At 74.9% G+C, this 17,579-nt stretch carries 16 protein-coding genes; 9 read left to right on the top strand and 7 right to left on the bottom strand.

Annotated elements, in window-relative coordinates; all coding sequences use genetic code 11:
• From infB to WAB14_RS17905, 5 genes are all read left to right on the top strand, one after another.
• A partial coding sequence (gene infB, locus WAB14_RS17885; protein WP_340271704.1) for a translation initiation factor IF-2 occupies positions 1-2,420 on the top strand: 2,420 nt, incomplete at its 5' end.
• Positions 2,421-2,523: 103 nt separating this feature from the next.
• The gene (rbfA, locus tag WAB14_RS17890; protein WP_340271705.1) at positions 2,524-3,030 is read left to right on the top strand and encodes a 30S ribosome-binding factor RbfA; all 507 of its coding nucleotides are present in this window, start codon (positions 2,524-2,526) and stop codon (positions 3,028-3,030) included.
• Between the two features lie 46 nt (positions 3,031-3,076).
• The gene (locus WAB14_RS17895; RefSeq protein WP_340271706.1) at positions 3,077-4,906 is read left to right on the top strand and encodes an arylsulfotransferase family protein; all 1,830 of its coding nucleotides are present in this window, start codon (positions 3,077-3,079) and stop codon (positions 4,904-4,906) included.
• Between the two features lie 2 nt (positions 4,907-4,908).
• Positions 4,909-5,901 carry a tRNA pseudouridine(55) synthase TruB gene (gene truB / locus WAB14_RS17900; RefSeq protein ID WP_340271707.1) on the top strand — a complete coding sequence of 331 codons (993 nt, stop codon included), beginning with the start codon at positions 4,909-4,911 and terminating at the stop codon, positions 5,899-5,901.
• Positions 5,898-7,160 (top strand): M48 family metalloprotease, encoded by a 1,263-nt coding sequence (locus WAB14_RS17905; RefSeq protein WP_340271708.1) that lies wholly within the window; start codon positions 5,898-5,900, stop codon positions 7,158-7,160. Before truB ends, WAB14_RS17905 begins: the two co-directional genes overlap by 4 nt.
• A gap of 9 nt (positions 7,161-7,169) precedes the next feature.
• On the opposite strand, the gene WAB14_RS17910 is transcribed toward WAB14_RS17905, so the two are convergent.
• The 6 genes from WAB14_RS17910 to WAB14_RS17935 all read right to left on the bottom strand — a co-directional run bounded on the left by WAB14_RS17910 (position 7,170) and on the right by WAB14_RS17935 (position 12,257).
• A complete protein-coding gene (locus tag WAB14_RS17910; protein WP_340271709.1) occupies positions 7,170-7,472 on the bottom strand; it encodes an AzlD domain-containing protein in 303 nt (100 codons plus the stop codon).
• Entirely contained in the window at positions 7,469-8,167 is a 699-nt protein-coding gene (locus WAB14_RS17915; RefSeq protein WP_340271710.1) for an AzlC family ABC transporter permease, read from the bottom strand. Before WAB14_RS17915 ends, WAB14_RS17910 begins: the two co-directional genes overlap by 4 nt.
• Positions 8,168-8,230: 63 nt before the next feature.
• Positions 8,231-8,914, bottom strand: coding sequence for a DUF2461 domain-containing protein (locus WAB14_RS17920; RefSeq protein WP_340271711.1), 684 nt, complete (start codon positions 8,912-8,914; stop codon positions 8,231-8,233).
• Positions 8,915-8,944: 30 nt separating this feature from the next.
• Positions 8,945-9,817: a DUF3097 family protein gene (locus tag WAB14_RS17925; protein ID WP_340271712.1), complete on the bottom strand. Its 873-nt coding sequence runs from the start codon at positions 9,815-9,817 to the stop codon at positions 8,945-8,947.
• Positions 9,818-9,838: 21 nt separating this feature from the next.
• Positions 9,839-11,275 carry a glycosyltransferase family 39 protein gene (locus tag WAB14_RS17930; RefSeq protein WP_340271713.1) on the bottom strand — a complete coding sequence of 479 codons (1,437 nt, stop codon included), beginning with the start codon at positions 11,273-11,275 and terminating at the stop codon, positions 9,839-9,841.
• 4 nt (positions 11,276-11,279) lie between these two features.
• Positions 11,280-12,257, bottom strand: a complete 978-nt coding sequence (locus tag WAB14_RS17935) for a DMT family transporter (RefSeq protein WP_340271714.1) — start codon at positions 12,255-12,257, stop codon at positions 11,280-11,282.
• 74 nt (positions 12,258-12,331) lie between these two features.
• Here WAB14_RS17935 and WAB14_RS17940 point away from each other — a divergent pair, with 74 nt between their 5' ends.
• On the top strand, positions 12,332-12,904 hold the full coding sequence (locus WAB14_RS17940) for a CGNR zinc finger domain-containing protein (protein ID WP_340271715.1): 573 nt from the start codon (positions 12,332-12,334) through the stop codon (positions 12,902-12,904).
• Here the strand turns inward: WAB14_RS17940 and WAB14_RS17945 are convergent.
• The gene (locus WAB14_RS17945; RefSeq protein ID WP_340271716.1) at positions 12,901-13,341 is read right to left on the bottom strand and encodes an SRPBCC family protein; all 441 of its coding nucleotides are present in this window, start codon (positions 13,339-13,341) and stop codon (positions 12,901-12,903) included. The genes WAB14_RS17940 and WAB14_RS17945 overlap by 4 nt on opposite strands.
• A gap of 57 nt (positions 13,342-13,398) precedes the next feature.
• Between WAB14_RS17945 and WAB14_RS17950 the strand changes: the two genes are divergently transcribed.
• From WAB14_RS17950 to WAB14_RS17960, 3 genes are all read left to right on the top strand, one after another.
• On the top strand, positions 13,399-14,355 hold the full coding sequence (locus WAB14_RS17950) for a bifunctional riboflavin kinase/FAD synthetase (RefSeq protein WP_340271717.1): 957 nt from the start codon (positions 13,399-13,401) through the stop codon (positions 14,353-14,355).
• Between the two features lie 239 nt (positions 14,356-14,594).
• Entirely contained in the window at positions 14,595-14,864 is a 270-nt protein-coding gene (rpsO, locus tag WAB14_RS17955) for a 30S ribosomal protein S15 (RefSeq protein ID WP_340271718.1), read from the top strand.
• A gap of 318 nt (positions 14,865-15,182) precedes the next feature.
• Entirely contained in the window at positions 15,183-17,429 is a 2,247-nt protein-coding gene (locus tag WAB14_RS17960) for a polyribonucleotide nucleotidyltransferase (RefSeq protein WP_340271719.1), read from the top strand.
• Positions 17,430-17,579 lie beyond the last annotated feature (150 nt).

Raw genomic sequence — 17,579 nt, forward strand, 5'->3', positions numbered from 1 at the left:
CGGCTCCCGCCCCGGCCGCGCCCCGGCCGGCCGCGCCGCGTCCGAGCGAGCCGGCCCCCGGCCAGGGCGCCCCGTCGGGCCAGCGGCCCGGTCCGCGTCCGGGTGCGCCCAACCGCCCGGGCAACAACCCGTTCGCCCCGAGCCAGGGCATGCCCCGGCCCGGTGGCGGCGCGCGCCCCGGCAACAACCCGTTCGCCCCGAGCCAGGGCATGCCGCGTCCGCAGGGCCGTGGCCCCGCGGGTCCCGGTGGCCCGCGCCCGAGCCCGGGCAACATGCCGTCGCGGCCCAACCCCGGCCTCATGCCGCCGCGGCCGGCCGCCGGTCGTCCCGGCGCCGCCCCCGGTCGCGGTCGTCCCGGTGCCCCCGGGGCCCCCGGTGGCCGTGGTCGTGGCCCCGGTGGTCCGGGCGGCCCCGGTGGTCCCGGTGGTCCCGGCGGTCCGGGTCGCCTGCCGACCAGCGGCGGCTTCGGCAAGGGCAGCCGCGGTCGCGGCGGCACGCAGGGCGCGTTCGGTCGCGGTGGCGGCCGACCCGTGCGCGGTCGCAAGTCAAAGCGGCAGAAGCGCCAGGAGTTCGACAACATGTCGGCCCCGACGCTCGGTGGCGTCGACGTCCCCCGCGGTGACGGCTCGACCGTCGTCCGGCTCCGTCGCGGCTCGAGCCTGACGGACTTCGCCGACAAGATCGACGCGAACCCCGGCTCGCTCGTCAAGGTGCTGTTCGGCCTCGGCGAGATGGCGACGGCCACGCAGTCCCTCGACGAGGACACGTTCCAGCTGCTCGGCAACGAGCTCGGCTTCGACGTGCAGATCGTGTCCCCGGAGGACGAGGACCGCGAGCTCCTCGAGGGCTTCGCCATCGACCTCGACGAGACGTACGAGGACGAGGCGCTCGCGCCCCGCCCGCCGGTCGTCACGGTCATGGGTCACGTCGACCACGGCAAGACGAAGCTGCTCGACGCCGTCCGCTCCACCGACGTGGTCGCGGGGGAGTCCGGCGGCATCACGCAGCACATCGGCGCGTACCAGGTGCACCACGTCCACGAGGACGTCGACCGGCCGCTCACCTTCATCGACACCCCCGGTCACGAGGCGTTCACCGCCATGCGTGCCCGTGGTGCGAAGGTGACGGACATCGCAATCCTCGTCGTGGCCGCCGACGACGGCGTCATGCCGCAGACCATCGAGGCGCTCAACCACGCCCAGGCCGCGGACGTGCCGATCGTCGTGGCGGTCAACAAGGTCGACAAGCCCGGCGCGAACCCGGACAAGGTGAAGGGCCAGCTCGCCGAGTACGGCCTCGTGAGCGAGGACTACGGCGGCGACACGATGTTCGTCGAGGTGTCGGCGCTGCAGCGCACGGGCATCGACGACCTCCTCGACGCCGTCCTCCTCACCGCGGACGCCGCCCTGGAGCTGCGGGCGGCGCCGGACACCGATGCGCGCGGCATCTCGATCGAGGCGAACCTCGACAAGGGCCGCGGCCCGGTCGCGACCGTCCTCGTCCAGCAGGGCACCCTGCGGGTCGGCGACGCGATCGTCGCCGGCACCGCCTACGGCCGCGTCCGTGCGATGTTCGACGAGCACGGCGACACCGTCGAGGAGGCGTTGCCGGCGCGTCCGGTGCAGGTTCTCGGCCTCACGAGCGTCCCCGGCGCCGGCGACACGTTCCTCGTGGCGCCGGACGACCGGACCGCTCGGCAGATCGCCGAGAAGCGCGAGGCCGTCGAGCGCAACGCGGCCCTGGCGAAGGCCCGCAAGCGGATCACGCTCGAGGACTTCACCCAGGCGCTGCAGCAGGGCAAGGTCGAGACCCTCAACCTCATCCTCAAGGGCGACGTCTCCGGTTCCGTGGAGGCCCTCGAGGAGGCCCTCATGCAGCTCGACGTGGGCGACGACGTGCAGCTGCGCGTCATCGACCGCGGCGTGGGTGCCATCACCCGCACCAACGTCATGCTCGCGAGCGCGTCGAACGCCGTCGTCATCGGCTTCAACGTGCGCCCCGACGGCCCGGCGACCCAGCTCGCCGACCGCGAGGGCGTGGACATGCGCTACTACTCGGTCATCTACGCGGCGATCGAGGACATCGAGAACGCGATGAAGGGCATGCTCAAGCCGGAGTTCGAGGAGGTCCAGCTCGGGACCGCCGAGATCCGCGAGGTGTTCCGCTCCTCGAAGTTCGGCAACATCGCCGGTTGCATCGTCCGGGACGGCCTCATCCGCCGCAACGCCCGCGCCCGCCTGGTCCGCGACGGCGTCGTGGTGCAGGAGGACCTCAAGATCGAGTCGCTGCGCCGGTTCAAGGACGACGCGACGGAGGTCCGCGAGGGCTACGAGTGCGGTATCGGGCTCGGGTCGTTCAACGACATCCGCGTCGAGGACGTCATCGAGACGTTCGAGATGCGCGAGAAGCCGCGCGACTGAGGCACTGCCGCAGCAGCGCACGCACCACCTGGCAACACAACGGTGGCGGCGCCGTCGGGACCACCCGACGGCGCCGTCGTCGTCCGAGGAGGAGGAGACAGACATGGCGGACCCCGCACGGGCGCGGCGGCTGGCCGACCGCATCAAGGTCGTCGTCGCCGAGACGCTCGACAAGCGGATCAAGGACCCGCGGCTCGGCTTCGTCACCGTCACCGACGCCCGGGTCACCAACGACCTGCAGCACGCGACGGTCTTCTGGACCGTCTACGGCGACGACGAGGCGAAGGTCGCGACCGCGGCGGCGCTGGAGTCCGCCAAGGGCGTGCTGCGCAGCGAGGTCGGCCGCCAGACGCAGGTCCGGCTGACCCCCACCCTCGAGTTCGTCCTCGACGCCGTGCCGGAGACGGCCAGCCGGATCGACGACGCCCTCGCCGCGGCCCGCGCGCGTGACGCCGAGATCGCAGCGGCCGCGGTGGGCGCCACGCCCGCGGGCGAGGCGGACCCGTACCGGACGCCGCGCGAGCCGGACGAGGACACGGGCGACCCCGGCGACCTCGGCGACCTCGGTGGCGCCGGGGACACCGAGGACGAGGAGCCGGGGACCCGCTGACCGCGCAGCACGGCGGCGGTCGGCGCCTGGCCCTACGGTGAGCCGCGTGCGCCCGACTCGTCCCCCTCGCCCGCTGCGCCGCACGGCGCTCGCGGGCGGGCTCGTCCTCGCCCTCGCGGGCTGCTCCGTCACGGTGAGCCTCGGCTCCGACGCCGCCCGCCTCGCCGAGGAGGCCGAGCACGCCGTGTGGGTGTACCCCCGGGCGGGTGCCGGCCACGTCCACCCGGACACCACCGTGTCGTTCCGGGGCGCCACGCCCGCCGGGCTCGGCGACGTCACGGTCACCGGGTCGGCCAGCGGCGACCACCCCGGCACGCTGCGGGCCCACCCGGACGGCGACGGCGTGACGTTCGTGCCGGACGAGCCGTTCGACGCGGGGGAGACGGTCACGGTCCGGACGGACGCCGACGTCGTGGGGGCGGACGAGGACGGCGCGTTCGAGCTGGGTGTCTTCACGCCCGTCGACCTCGGCGGCGGCGAGGGCAGCGCCCCGGTGCCCGACGGCACGCACCGCCCGGCGCGGGAGCTGCGCACCGCACCGGGCGCCGGTGTCGCCGACGTCCGAGTCGAGCTCGGGGAGGACGCCGGACCGGACGGTCTTGTCCTGGGCTCCGCCGGGGAGAACGGCGAGGGCGTGGCCGACCAGGTCGTGCTGCTGCGACCGGACGGCGGCCTCGTGTTCAGCTCGGCCGCCCGCGCGGGCTCCGCCGACGGCACGGAGAACGCGTCGGTGCAGGTGCTCGACGGCGAACCGGTCCTCACGTGGTTCGAGGGGGAGTCGACGGAGGTGCTGGGGGCCTTCCGCGGCCGCTTCGTCGTCGTCGACGACACCTACACCGAGATCGCGTCGCTCGAGGGGGAGAACGGCTACGAGCCGGACCTCCACGAGCTGCGGATCACCGACCGCGGGACCGCCGTCTACACGTGCTACGTGCCGCAGCGCGTCGACCTCACCGACCTCGGGGGTCCCGTCGACGGGGTCGTCGTCGACTCCGTCGTCCAGGAGGTCGACCTCGACACCGGCGACGTGCTCTTCGAGTGGCACGCCCTCGACGACCTCGACCCCGGCACCGCGCTCGAGCCGGTGCGCGGGAGCAGCCTCGACGCCACCCACATCAACTCCATCGACGAGGACCGTCACGGCGACCTCCTGCTGTCGCTGCGGCACGTCAGCTCGCTCGTGCAGGTCGACCGCGGCTCCGCCACCGTCCAGTGGGGGATCGGGGGCGGGGACCCGACGGGCGACTGGTCCGACGGGGTCGAGCGGCCGGACTTCCCCTACCTCGACCTCGACGGCACCCCGCCGAGCTACCAGCACGACGCCCGGTGGGTCGACGCCGACACCCTCACGTTCTTCGACAACGCCAACGTGAGGCGCGGCCCGTCGCGCGGGGTCGTGCTCGACGTCGACCCCGTCGAGGGGACCGCGACGACGCGGGAGGAGGTGACGTCGTCGGACGAGCTGTTCGCGCTCTACGGCAGCTCCGCGCGAAGCGCCGACGACGGCAGCTGGCTCCTCGCCTTCGCCGACAGCGGGACGGTCACGTGGCACGGCCCGGACGACCCGAACGGCAGGGAGTCGTGGCGGGCGACGATGGGGTCGACGAGCTACCGGGCCGAGGTGGTCGACTGGACGGCGGAGCCCGCCGCCGACCCGCTCGTCGCCCCCACGTCCGACGGTGTGGCCGTCTCGTGGAACGGCGCCACGGAGGTCGTCACCTGGCAGGTCGAGACCGCGGACGGCGGCACGGTCGAGGCGGCGTGGGAGGACCTCGAGACCGAGGTCCCGCTCCCCGGTGGGGCGGTCCCGGTGCGGGTGAGCGCCCTCGACGCCGACGGCGAGGTGCTGCGCACGGTCGCGGTCGAGGTCGGGTGAGCGTGGGCGGTGGACCGGACGGCGCCCCCGTGGGCGTCGTCGTCGTCGACAAGCCCCCGGGCTGGACGTCGCACGACGTCGTCGGCCGGGTCCGTCGGCTCCTCCGCACCCGTCGGGTCGGGCACGCGGGGACGCTCGACCCGATGGCGACCGGCGTGCTCGTGGTCGGGGTGGGGTGGGCGACCCGGCTGCTCACCCACCTCGTCGGTCACGACAAGGACTACCTCGCGACCGTCCGGCTCGGTGTCGCGACCGTCACCGACGACGCCGAGGGGGAGCCGACCGGGGGAGCGGACGCCTCCGCGCTCGACGGCGCGGCGCTCGAGGACGCGCTCGAGCGGCTGCGCGGGCAGCAGCTGCAGCGACCGTCGTCGGTGAGCGCGGTGAAGGTCGACGGCCGCCGCTCCTACGCCCGCGTGCGGGCGGGCGAGGCCGTGGAGCTCGAGGCACGGCCGGTGACCGTCGAGCGCCTCGACGTCCTCGCGGTGCGAGGGCCGGGCGGGACGGGCGTGACGGGTCGTGACGGTGCCGTCCCGGCGGGCTGTCTCGACGTCGACGTCGTGACGACCGTCTCCGCGGGCACCTACGTCCGCGCGCTCGCCCGCGACCTCGGGGCCGCCCTCGGTGTCGGCGGCCACCTCACCGCGCTGCGCCGCACGCGGTCGGGGCCGTTCACCGTCGCCGACGCCGTGGCCGTCCCCGGTCGCGACGCCGACGACCTGGCGGCGGCAGCGGCCGCCGACGAGCTCACGGGCCGCCTCCTCGACCTCCCGGCCGTCGCCCGCCGGTGCTTCCCCGTCCACGAGGTCGACGCGGCGCTCGCCGCTCGGCTGCGGCACGGGCAGCGGCTGCCGCCGTGGGACGGTCCCGCCGGCCCCGTGGCGGCCCTCGACCCCGCCGGGGACCTCGTCGCCCTGGTGCGGGAGGAGCGGGGTGCCGTGCGCCCCGTCCTCGTCGTGCCCCCGGACCTCCAGGGGCGCACCCTGGACCGGTGAGCCGCCCGCCCACCGTCCGTCCCGCGGCCGGCCCCCCGCCCGGGCTGCTCGTCGGCGCGGCCGTCGCGATCGCGCTGGCCGTCCTGGCCGTCGTGCTGCTCACCCCGTGGACGTCGGCGCCCCGCCCGCCCGTCGACGGCACTGCCGGGTTGCCGCCGGAGGTGGTGGCAGACGCACGTGCGCTCGCGTCGCGGCTGCGACTGCCTGCGCTCACGTCCCTCGCCACGACCGTCGTCGCCCTCGGACTGCTGGTGGTGACCCGGCCGGGCCGGTCGCTCCTGCGCACGCTGCGGCGCCGTACGCCCGGTCGGGTCGTCCTGCCGACCCTCGTCGTCGGTGTCGTCGTGCTGGCTGTCGAGGGCCTGGTCCGGGTGCCCTTCGCCGTGTGGCAGGAGCGGGTGCGCGTCGCCGAGGGGCTGTCGGTGCGCCCGCCCGGCGTCTTCGCGCAGGACCTCGCCACGGCGTGGCTGCTGCGCTCGGTCCCGGCGCTGCTCGCCGTGCTGCTCGTCGTCCTCCTCGCGCGACGGCTGCCGCGGTGGTGGCCCGGCGTCGTCGCCGCGATCGCCGCGTTCTTCGTGGTCGGGGCGTCGCTGCTGTACCCCGTGGTCGTCGAGCCTCGGTTCGCCTCCTTCGAGGACCTGCCCGACGGGCCGCTGCGCGTGGAGGTGCTCGACGTCGCCGCCCGGGCCGGGGCGCCCGTCCGCGACGTCCTCGTCTCGGACGCCTCCACCCGCACGACGACGCTCAACGCCTACGTGTCCGGGCTCGGGCCCACGCGGCGCCTCGTCCTGCAGGACACCCTCCTCGCGCGCTTCGACGACGAGGAGGTGCGCGCGGTCGTCGCGCACGAGGCCGCCCACGCGGCGGCCCGGGACCTCGTCCGGGGCACGGTCGTCGGCACGGCGGCGACGACGGCGGCGGTGCTGCTGCTCGGCGTCGTCGCCGTCACGGTCGGCGCCCGGACGGGGCGGGCCGTCGGCGGGGCCTCGGCGGCCGGGCCCCTCGTGCTGGCCCTCGTCGTCGTGCCGCACCTGGCGACGCCGGTGGAGTCGCTCGTCTCCCGCCAGGTCGAGCGTGCGGCGGACCGGCGGGCCGTCGAGATCACCGGCGACGGCGCGGCCTACGCCGACATGATCCGCACCCTCACGGTCGTCAACCGCTCGGACCCCTCCCCGCCGCAGGCGCTCCAGTGGTGGTTCGGCAGCCACCCGACGCCGGCGGAACGGACGACGACGGCCGAGCGGGCGGCCCTCCGCTGAGGCGGGTGCTCACAGCACGAGGCGGCACAGCGCCGTCGCGGCGGCAGCGGCCACGACGACGACGAGGAACGGCGCGCGCAGGAGCAGGCACACGGCCGCGACGGCGAGCCCGACGAGCCGGAGGTCGGCGACGAGCCCGGCCGGCCCGCCCGCGACCTGGGTGAGGGTGAGGGCGGCGAACAGCGCGACCGGCAGCAGCACGAGCACGCCGCGGACCCGCTCGTCGCGGACCCAGCGGCGGGGGACGAACGCCCCCGCCACCTTCTGGGCGAGCAGCCCGACCGCGCACACCCACACGGCGAGCCAGCTCACGCGCGCCACCTCGGGGAGAGCCCGAGCAGCGCCACGGCGCCGCCCGCGAGGACCGGGATACCCGCCGGTGCCAGGGCGCTCGTCACGGCGGCCACCGCGGCGGCCAGCACGGCGAGCACGGCGGTGCGGCGGCGCCGCAGGGCGGGCCACAGCAGGGCGAGGAAGGCGGCGGGCGCCGCGGCGTCGAGGCCGAGAGTCGCGGGGTCCCCCAGTGCCTGCACCCCGAACGCGCCGACTGCGGTCGTGAGGTTCCACGTGGCGAACAGCACGAGCCCCGTCGTCCAGAACGCCGCGCGGGCGGCCGCCCGACCGTGGGGCTCGTGACGGACGGCGAGGGCCGTGGTCTCGTCGATCACGAGGTGGGCGGCGGCGGTCCGCGCGGGTGCGCGGTCGGGGAGCACGTCGGTGAGCCGGACGGCGTAGAGGCTGTTGCGGACGCCGAGCAGCCACGCGGACGCCACCCCGGTGACGGCGGCGCCGCCCGCCGCGGCGACCCCGGCGAGGGCGAACTGCGAGCCCCCGGTGAAGCCGACGACGCTCAGCACGACCGCCTGCAGCGGCGACAGCCCCGAGGCGACGGCGACCGCGCCGAAGGAGACGCCGTACACGCCGAGCAGCCCGAGCCCGAACCCGTCGCGTCGTGCGGACGCCACGGCCGCGGCCTCCTCGACCTCCGTTGCAGGTGCCCCGCTCACCGGGAGGACGCTAGAGGGTCGGCCGGGTCCGGTCAGCGGCCACCGGCGCCGAGGTGGCCCGGGTCAGCGGCGCCGCGCCTCGTCCCGGTCGGTGGCGTCCGGCACGTGCGGTCCGACGTGGCGGTCGAGCCAGCGGTTGAGCGGCGCCAGCGACCGCCACGCGTCGGCGACGACGTCACGGGCCCGCGAGGTGAACAGCCACGGCTCGACGTCGTGCTCGCGGTACAGGCCCATCCCCTTGAGGCGCAGCAGGTCGATGCGCGGGTGGTCGGGGTCGACACCGCGCGGCGCCCTCGTGAGCGCGTCGTGCGCCCCGGGTTCCCAGCCGTCGGCGCCGAGCGAGGCCACGACCCGCGACAGGGCCCGTCCGGTGCCGTCGTCGAGGACGGCGGCGCGGTAGCGGGCGAGCTGGTCGCGCTCCATCGTCCAGCAGCCGCCGGCCACCATGAGCCCGTCCGCCGACACCTGCACGTACAGCGAGCCGGTGCCGCCGCGCCGGCCGTGGGTGTGGGCACCGGTGTGCGTCTTGTACGGGGACTTGTCGTGGCTGAACCGCACGTCGCGGTAGGGGCGGAAGACCTTCGCCTCGCCGAAGTCGGGGGCGAGGTCCGCGAGCAGCGCCTCCATCGGGCCGCGGACCTGCGCCTCGTACACCGCCTTGTGGTCGGCCCAGTACGCCTTCGAGTTGTCCGCCTCGAGCCCCTCGAAGAACAGCGGCAGGTCCTCGCCGAAGCCGGTGAATCGCACGGTGCGACGGTAGCCCGGGCACGGTGGTCGTCAGCGGTCGGCGGCGTCCCCGGTGACGAAGTCGATGAGCTCCTCGACCCGACCCAGCAGCTCCGGCTCGAGGTCGGTCCAGGACCGCACCCTTGCCAGGATCCGTCGCCAGCCGAGCCCGACGTCGGCCGTGGTCGCGTGCGGCCAGCCGAGGTGGGCGAGCACGCCCTCCTTCCACGGGGTCCCCCGCGGCACCTCCGGCCACCGCGCCAGGCCGACCCGAGCAGGCCGGACCGCCTCCCAGACGTCGACGTACGGGTGGCCGACGACCAGCACGTGGTCCCGCAGCGCCGGGGTGCGCGCGACCGCCTCGGCCTCGCGCCACTCCTTGCTGCCGGCGACGAGGTGGTCGACGAGGACACCGAGCCGCCGACCCGGCCCGGGGGCGAAGCCGCGCAGGGCGGTCGCGAGGTCGTCGACGCCGTCGAGCGCCTCGACGACGACGCCCTCGACGCGCAGGTCGTCGCCCCACACCTTCTCGACGAGCTCGGCGTCGTGCCGGCCCTCGACCAGCAGCCGGCTCGCGCGGGCCACGCGCGCTCGGGCGCCGGCCACGGCGACGGAGCCCGAGGCCGTCCGCCCGGGACCCGTCGGCGCGGACGCCGCGGCGGGGCGGGTCAGCGTGACGTGGCGCCCCTCGAGGAGGAAACCGGGACCGAGCGGGAACGTGCGGGTGCGGCCGCGCCGGTCCTCGAGCACGACGACGTGCATGCCCCCCGACTTCTCGACGCGCACGACCGCTCCGACCCACGCCCCGTCGTCGGTCTCGACGACGAGGCCGGGCTCGGCCGGGACGGTCTCCACGGCAGCCGGGCGGCCGGGGCGTCGTGCGGTGGCGAGGACGTCGGTCCCGTAGCGGTCGAAGCGGGTCACCGGGGCACGGTAGGCACCGGCTCAGCCCGCCCGACGGAGGCGCGGCCACAGCGCGTCCCACGTGCCGGTGAGCCCGTCGCACAGCCGGACGGTCGTCCCCCGCTCGTCGTTGTCGACGCCGGCGCCGTTGTCGACCGTCGCGACCGGTTCGCAGGTCGCGAAGGCGTCCTGCGCGGCGCCGACGTCACCGACGACGAGGACCCGCTGCGGCTCACCGGCGGGCCGGCTCCAGTGCCAGTAGCCGACGTGCCCGCCGGCCACCGGCGGGAGCGACGTGCCCTCACGACGTGCGAGGTCGAGCGCCCCCGCCTGGCCGTAGTTGGCGGTGAGGACGAGCTCGGCCTCGGTGGCGGCCGCGGCCCCCGCCACCGTGGCGACGTACTCCGGCCAGCCGACCTGCTCCCCGTGGTCGTAGACGAGGGCGACGGGCGCCTGCGACGCCGCGAGGACGGGGAGCCCGATGACGGCGCTCGCGACGGCGTTGAGGCCGACGACCACGGGGAGGACCAGGCGTCGTCCGCGTCGGCCACCCTGCCAGCGCCGTACCGCGGCCGTCCCGGCCGCCGCGAGGACCGGCACGAGGCCGAACGCGTAGTAGGGCTTGCCGCCCGTCAGCACGAGCAGCGTCACGAGGAGGGCCGCTGCGACGGTGATCCAGCGCAGGTCGCGACGCCGCCACAGCGCGACGGCGCCGACGAGGAGGAGCACGAACGTGATCCCCGTGAGGGTGGGCAGCAGGAGGGGCAGGGTCCACCGCTCGGTGGAGGTCCCGGAACCGCCCTCGCCGATCGCGGCGGCCATGTCGAGCTGGGGCCAGCCGTTGGCCGCCTGCCACAGCAGCGTGGGCACGAGGCCCAGCGACGCGACCGCCGCCGCGAGGTAGGGCCACGGGGTGCGCAGTGCCGTCCTCGGGCCGGCGAGCAGCAACGCGACCGCGCAGCAGCCGAGGACGAGCAGCGGGAGGGTCTTGACGGTCAGGGCCAGCGCGGCGACGGCCCCGGCGAGCAGCCAGGCGGCGGCGCCGGCGCGGCGCACCGCCCGCACGAGCAGCCAGACCGTGAGCGACGTGAGGGCGACGTCGAAGACGGTCGTGCCGAAGAGGTGCCCCGCGACGAGCAGGGTCGTGGCGGTCGCGACGACCGCGGCCGTCCAGACCTGGTCCCGGCGCCCGCCTCCCAGCTCGCGCGACGTGAGCCCCGCCACGAGGACCACGACGGCGGCGGCCGCGGCCGGCAGCGCGCGGAACCGGCGCAGGTCGCCCCCGACGACGTCGAACCACCACGCCGCCAGCAGGGGCACGACGGCCGGCTGGTCGGGGTAGGCGAGGGCGGGGTGCCGGCCCGCCTCGACGAGGTAGAGCTCGTCGCGGTGGAAGCCGTACCGGTCGCCGACCGCGAGCAGCACCGCGACGAGCGCGAGCGCCACCCACCACGAGCGAGGACGCAGCCCCCCTGCCACGGGCTCAGGGCTCGACGGGCGACGGCGTCGCCACGGGCTCGACCGCCCGCAGCTCGTCGTAGCGCACGGCCACGACACCGGCGACCACGAGCACCCCGCCGAGCAGCTGCACGGGCAGCGGCAGCTCGCCGAGGAGGAGCCATGCGAAGACGAGGCTGAACAGCACCTCGGTGAGGCCGACGAACCCCGCGACCTTCGAGCCGAGCCGGCGGGTGGCGCTGACGCCCGAGGCGTACGCGAAGGCGGCCGCGACGAGGCTGAGCGTGAGCACGGGCACCCACCAGGGCGCCGCGAGCCCGCCGAGCTCGACGTCCGTCGTCGTGACGGTCATCGGCACGACCCCCACGAGGCCGGCGACGACGAGGGAGACCCCGCCGACGACGAGCCCTCCGGTCGCCATGACGAGGGGCGGCAGGCCGGTGTCGGCGCGCGCCGACAGCACGAAGAACGCTGCGAGGCCGACGGCCGCGGCCAGGGCCCACAGCACGCCCGCGCCGTCGACCCGCATGCCCCCGAGCACGTCGAGGACGAGCACGAGACCGGCGACGGCGAGCGCGATGCCCACGACGGTCCAGCGTCGCGGCCGCTGCCCGTGGCGCGCCCACAGCCAGAGGACGACGAGCACGACGCCGAGGTACTCCAGCAGCAGCGCGACCCCCACCGACAGGGTCTGCACCGCACTGAAGAAGGCGAGCTGGACGGCGGCGACGGCGACGACGCCGTACGTCAGGAGCAGGGTGGCGTTGCGACGCAGCAGGTACCAGCGGCCCCGGAGCATGACGACGGCCACGGGCAGCAGCACGACGGCCGCGATGCAGATGCGGGCTGTGACGGCGGCGCCCGGGCTCCAGCCGGCCTCGAGGAGCGACTTCGCGAACGGCCCGGAGCTGCCGAAGGCGGCGGCGGAGGCGAGCGCGATGCCGAGGCTCGGCAGGAACGCCGGGGTGGTGCGCGTGGGGGTCTCGGCCACGGTGGTCGTCATGGGGGGCTCCGTCGGGCGTAAGGAGTAAACTATGCAACACCGGTTACGGTAGCCGACGCGACGTCAGGAGCAAAATGGTCTTCGCCCATGACACCGAGGAGGCTCTGCTGTCCGCCGCCGCCCTCGTCAACACCATGGGAGGTGGTCCGCAGGCCGATCCGGACGAGCTGGAGACCCTCGAGCAGCTCGACGCGTTCGTCGCCCACTGGCGTGTCACCGGCAGTCGCGCCACGGACCCGCCCGCCGCGGGCCGCGAGCTCGCCGCCGTGCGCGCGCTGCGGCCGCGCCTGCGTCGACTGTGGACGACCGACGACGACGAGGAGCTCGTCGCGGGGATCAACCGGCTCCTCGCCGACGGCGGGGCGCGACCCCGGCTCGTGCGCCACGACGGCTGGGACTGGCACCTGCACGCCACCGAGGCCGACCAGCCCCTCGACGTCCGGATGGCCGTCGAGGCGGCCATGGCCCTCGTCGACGTCGTCCGCAGCGGCGAGACCGCGCGGCTCAAGGTGTGCTCGGCCGACGACTGCGACGACCTCCACGTCGACCTGTCGAAGAACCGCTCGCGGCGCTACTGCGACGGCGGCTGCGGCAACCGGTCGAACGTCGCGGCCTACCGTGCGCGGAAGGCCGCCGAGGTCGGCTAGACGCGCCGCCAGCCCTCGGCGAGCACGGCGAGGCGCTCGGCCCGGCGCCGTTGTCCGAAGGCCGACAACCGCCCGACGACCGCTTCGACGCCGCGCGCCAGCGGCCCCCGCACGTCCGCGGTGACGGCGACGTCGCAGCGGGTGTCCCCGGTCGGACGCACGGACCAGTCGTAGTCGAGGCGGTGGCCGAGCGCCCGGGTCGACCACGAGTAGCCGCCCTCGGGTCGGACCGTCGTCACCGTCATCGTCGTCGCCGGTCCGAAGAAGGGTCGGACCCGACCGCGCCAGCCCTCGTGCAGGCGGGCGGGGTCGGAGCCGGCGAGCGTCGTCACCGAGACGACGTGCGGGCTCCACGGCGCCCACGCGTCGACGTCGGTGAGGAGGTCGTGGACCCGGGCGGCCGGGGCGCCGACGTGGCGCGTCGTGCGGATCGTCACAGCTCGACGGTACGGCCGGTGCGCGGCGGGCACCCGCTGACCTGGCACCCTGTGCCGGTGCGCGTGTGGCGGTCCCTGCCGGAGCTCCGCGGCGACGACCGCCGGTCCGTCGTCACGGTCGGCAACTTCGACGGCGTCCACCGCGGCCACCGGGCCGTGCTCGACCGGGTGCGGGCGGAGGCCGCCGACCGCGGCGTGGACGCGCGCGCCGTGACGTTCGAGCCGCACCCGCTCCACGTCCTCCGGCCCGAGGTCGCCCCGCCCCTGGTGACCGGCCCCGCCCAGCGGGTCGACCTGCTGGGAACCACCGGACTCGACGGCCTCCTCGTCCAGCGCTTCGACCTCGACCTCGCCGGCCAGTCGCCGGAGCACTGGGTGCGCGAGACGCTCGTCGAGGCCCTCGGTGCCGTCTGCGTCGTCATCGGCGTCGACGTGCGCTTCGGCCACCGCAACGCCGGCGACCTGTCGACGCTGCGCGAGCTGGGGCGGCGGTACGGGTTCGACGTCGTCGCCCTCGAGGACGTGGAGGCCCCGGCGGGGCGCCGCTGGTCGTCGAGCTGGGTGCGGGCGAGCCTCGCCGAGGGCGACGTCCGCGGTGCGGCCGAGGTCCTCGGCCGGCTCCACCGCCTCGACGGGAGGGTCGTGCACGGCGACCACCGCGGCCGCGACCTCGGGTACCCCACGGCGAACCTCGGTCCGGACAGCGAGGGCCTCGTGCCCGCGGACGGGGTGTACGCCGGCTGGCTGACCGCTGAGGAGCAGGACGGGGAGCGCCTGCCGGCCGCCGTCTCGATCGGGAGCAACCCCCAGTTCGACGGCACACAGCGGCGTGTCGAGGCCTACGTGCTGGACCGCGGACCCGAGGGCTTCGACCTGTACGGACGAGCCGTGCGCGTCGAGCTCGCGGAACGGCTGCGCCCCACCCTCCGTTTCGCGTCGGTCGAGGAGCTCACCGACCAGATGGCAGTGGACGTGGGTCGGACCCGTGACCTCCTCGGGGTCCGCACCGCCTGAGCCGCTGGTTCGCGCCGTCCCGGACGAGCACTCGTCAAGGATCATGACCGTTGTCGCGTCGGACGGTCTCCTGCCGCGACAGGGTCCATGGACCATGACCGTTGTCGCCTGGGCCGACGGATTAGGGCAGCCACCCGTCACGTTGCTACTGTGAGCACCGCCGTGAACCGGCCGCGGGTCACGTATGCCCGGGTGGAACCGCCCCCGGTGCGCCGCGCAACGACCTCAGGAGACTCCGAGTGCCCCTCGACTCTGCCACGAAGCAGCAGATCATCGCCGAGTACGGCTCGTCGCCCACCGACACCGGTTCGCCGGAGGTCCAGGTGGCGATGCTGACCAAGCGGATCACCGACCTCACCGCGCACCTCAAGGTGCACGCCCACGACCACCACACCCGCCGGGGGCTGCTGCTCCTGGTCGGGCAGCGCCGTCGCATGCTGCAGTACCTGCAGCGCACGGACATCCAGCGCTACCGGTCGCTCATCGAGCGTCTCGGCCTGCGCCGCTGACACGCCGGAGGGCGGTTCCCCGCACGGGGAGCCGCCCTTCGTGCAGCACCACCTGACAACTGCACAGCAGCACCAGCACCACCCCACGCACCACCCCAGCACCAACGCAGGCGCGGCCACGACGGGCGTGTCCGGTCCTCGGTGGTGGCCCCCGGGAGGAGCGCGCCCCGCGGCGCAGCGCCCGAGGACCTCGATCGAAGGCCGGCCCCGTCCCGCGCACGCGGGCACCACCGGTGCCCGCCGACCCGCGTCCTGCGCCGACGCAACCCCCGAGGATCGGGGAGCCCCGGACGAGGGGCAGAACGGAGACGCCACCCGATGGCAGACATCACGACCGCCGACGCGATCATCGACAACGGTCGCTTCGGCACCCGCACCGTCCGCTTCGAGACCGGCCGCCTCGCCAAGCAGGCCGCCGGCTCGGCCGTCGCGTACCTCGACGACCAGACCATGCTCCTCAGCGCCACGACGGCGTCGAAGAGCCCGAAGAGCCACTTCGACTTCTTCCCCCTGACGGTCGACGTCGAGGAGCGCATGTACGCCGCGGGTCGCATCCCCGGCTCGTTCTTCCGCCGCGAGGGCCGCCCGAGCACCGAGGCGATCCTCACGTGCCGCCTCATCGACCGCCCGCTGCGCCCGTCGTTCGTCGACGGTCTCCGCAACGAGATCCAGGTCGTCGTCGACGTCCTCAGCCTCGACCCCGAGGACTCCTACGACGTCGTCGCGATCAACGCCGCGTCCATGAGCACCCAGCTCGCGGGCCTGCCGTTCTCCGGCCCCATCGGCGGCGTCCGCATCGCGCTCGTCGACGGGCAGTGGGTCGCCTTCCCCCGTCACAGCGAGGTCGAGCAGGCCGTCTTCTCGATGGTCGTCGCCGGCCGCGTGGTCGAGGGCGGCGACGTCGCGATCATGATGGTCGAGGCCGAGGCCACCCCGACCGCCGTCGACAAGGTCGCCGTCGGCGCCCAGGCGCCGACCGAGGAGGTCGTCGCCGAGGGCCTCGAGGCCGCGAAGCCCTTCATCAAGGCGCTCGTCGAGGCCCAGCAGAAGGTCGCCGACGCCGCGGCCAAGGAGACCCGCGAGTACCCGCTCTTCCCCGCCTACCAGACCGACGCCTACGAGGCCGTCGAGCGGGTCGCGAAGGACGACGTCGCCCAGGCCCTCACGATCGTCGACAAGCTCGACCGCGAGAGCCGTCTCTCGGAGATCAAGGACCGTGTCCTCGGCGAGCTCGCCGAGTCCTTCCCCGAGCGCGAGGGCGAGCTGTCGGCCGCCGTCCGCTCGCTCACCAAGCAGCAGGTCCGCCAGCGGATCCTCACCGACGGTGCCCGCATCGACGGCCGCGGCCTCGCCGACATCCGCCAGCTCTCGGCCGAGGTCGAGGTCCTGCCGCGCGTCCACGGCTCGGCGCTCTTCGAGCGCGGCGAGACGCAGATCCTCGGCGTCACCACGCTCAACATGCTCAAGCTCGAGCAGCAGATCGACTCGCTCGGGCCGGAGACGAAGAAGCGCTACATGCACCACTACAACTTCCCGCCCTTCTCCACGGGCGAGACCGGCCGCGTCGGCAGCCCCAAGCGGCGCGAGATCGGCCACGGCGCCCTCGCCGAGCGCGCGCTCGTGCCCGTCCTGCCCAGCCGCGAGGACTTCCCCTACGCGATCCGGCAGGTCTCCGAGGCGCTCGGGTCCAACGGCTCGACGTCCATGGGCTCGGTGTGCGCGAGCACGCTGTCCATGCTCAACGCCGGCGTGCCGCTCAAGGCGCCCGTCGCGGGCATCGCGATGGGCCTGGTGTCCGACACCGTCGACGGTGAGACCCGCTACGCGGCGCTCACCGACATCCTCGGTGCGGAGGACGCCTTCGGCGACATGGACTTCAAGGTCGCCGGCACGCGCGAGTTCGTCACGGCCATCCAGCTCGACACCAAGCTCGACGGCATCCCGGCCTCCGTGCTCGCGGCCGCCCTCACGCAGGCCAAGCAGGCCCGCCTCCACATCCTCGACGTCATGGCCGAGGCCATCGACGCCCCGGACGAGATGAGCCCGTTCGCCCCGCGGATCATCACCGTCAAGGTCCCGGTCGACAAGATCGGTGAGGTGATCGGGCCCAAGGGCAAGATCATCAACCAGATCCAGGACGACACGGGCGCCGACATCTCCATCGAGGACGACGGCACCGTCTTCATCGGCGCGGTCGACGGCCCCTCGGCCGAGGCCGCCCGCCAGGCGATCAACAACATCGCCAACCCGACGATGCCGGAGGTCGGCGAGCGCTACCTCGGCACCGTCGTGAAGACGACGACGTTCGGTGCGTTCATCGCCCTCATGCCGGGCAAGGACGGCCTGCTCCACATCTCGAAGATGCGGGACCTCGCCGGCGGCAAGCGGATCGAGAACGTTGACGACGTCGTGAGCGTCGGGCAGAAGATCCAGGTGGAGATCACCGAGATCGACCAGCGCGGCAAGCTGTCGCTGTCCGTCGTGAGCAAGGACGAGGCGCCGGCCACGGTCGACGTCTCCGACGCCGTCGAGTCCGTCGCGGGCGTCGAGGCGCCGAGCGCCTGATCCGACGATGAGCCCGGTCGATCTCCCGATCGACGACACCGCCGTCGGCGGCGACCACGTGCTGGTCGCCGCCGACGGCGGTTCCGTCGTCGCCCGCACCGTCCTGCCCTCCGGGGTCCGCGTCCTCACCGAGACGATGCCGGGGCTGCG

The organism is Aquipuribacter nitratireducens, from assembly GCF_037860835.1.
Classification (GTDB): domain Bacteria; phylum Actinomycetota; class Actinomycetes; order Actinomycetales; family JBBAYJ01; genus Aquipuribacter; species Aquipuribacter nitratireducens.

Coding starts and splice junctions, on each gene's coding strand:
- rbfA (WP_340271705.1), top strand. CDS start 2,524: ATGGCGGACCCCGCACGGGCGCGGCGGCTGGCCGACCGCATCAAGGTC.
- WAB14_RS17935 (WP_340271714.1), bottom strand. CDS start 12,257: ATGACGACCACCGTGGCCGAGACCCCCACGCGCACCACCCCGGCGTTC.
- WAB14_RS17940 (WP_340271715.1), top strand. CDS start 12,332: ATGGTCTTCGCCCATGACACCGAGGAGGCTCTGCTGTCCGCCGCCGCC.
- WAB14_RS17960 (WP_340271719.1), top strand. CDS start 15,183: ATGGCAGACATCACGACCGCCGACGCGATCATCGACAACGGTCGCTTC.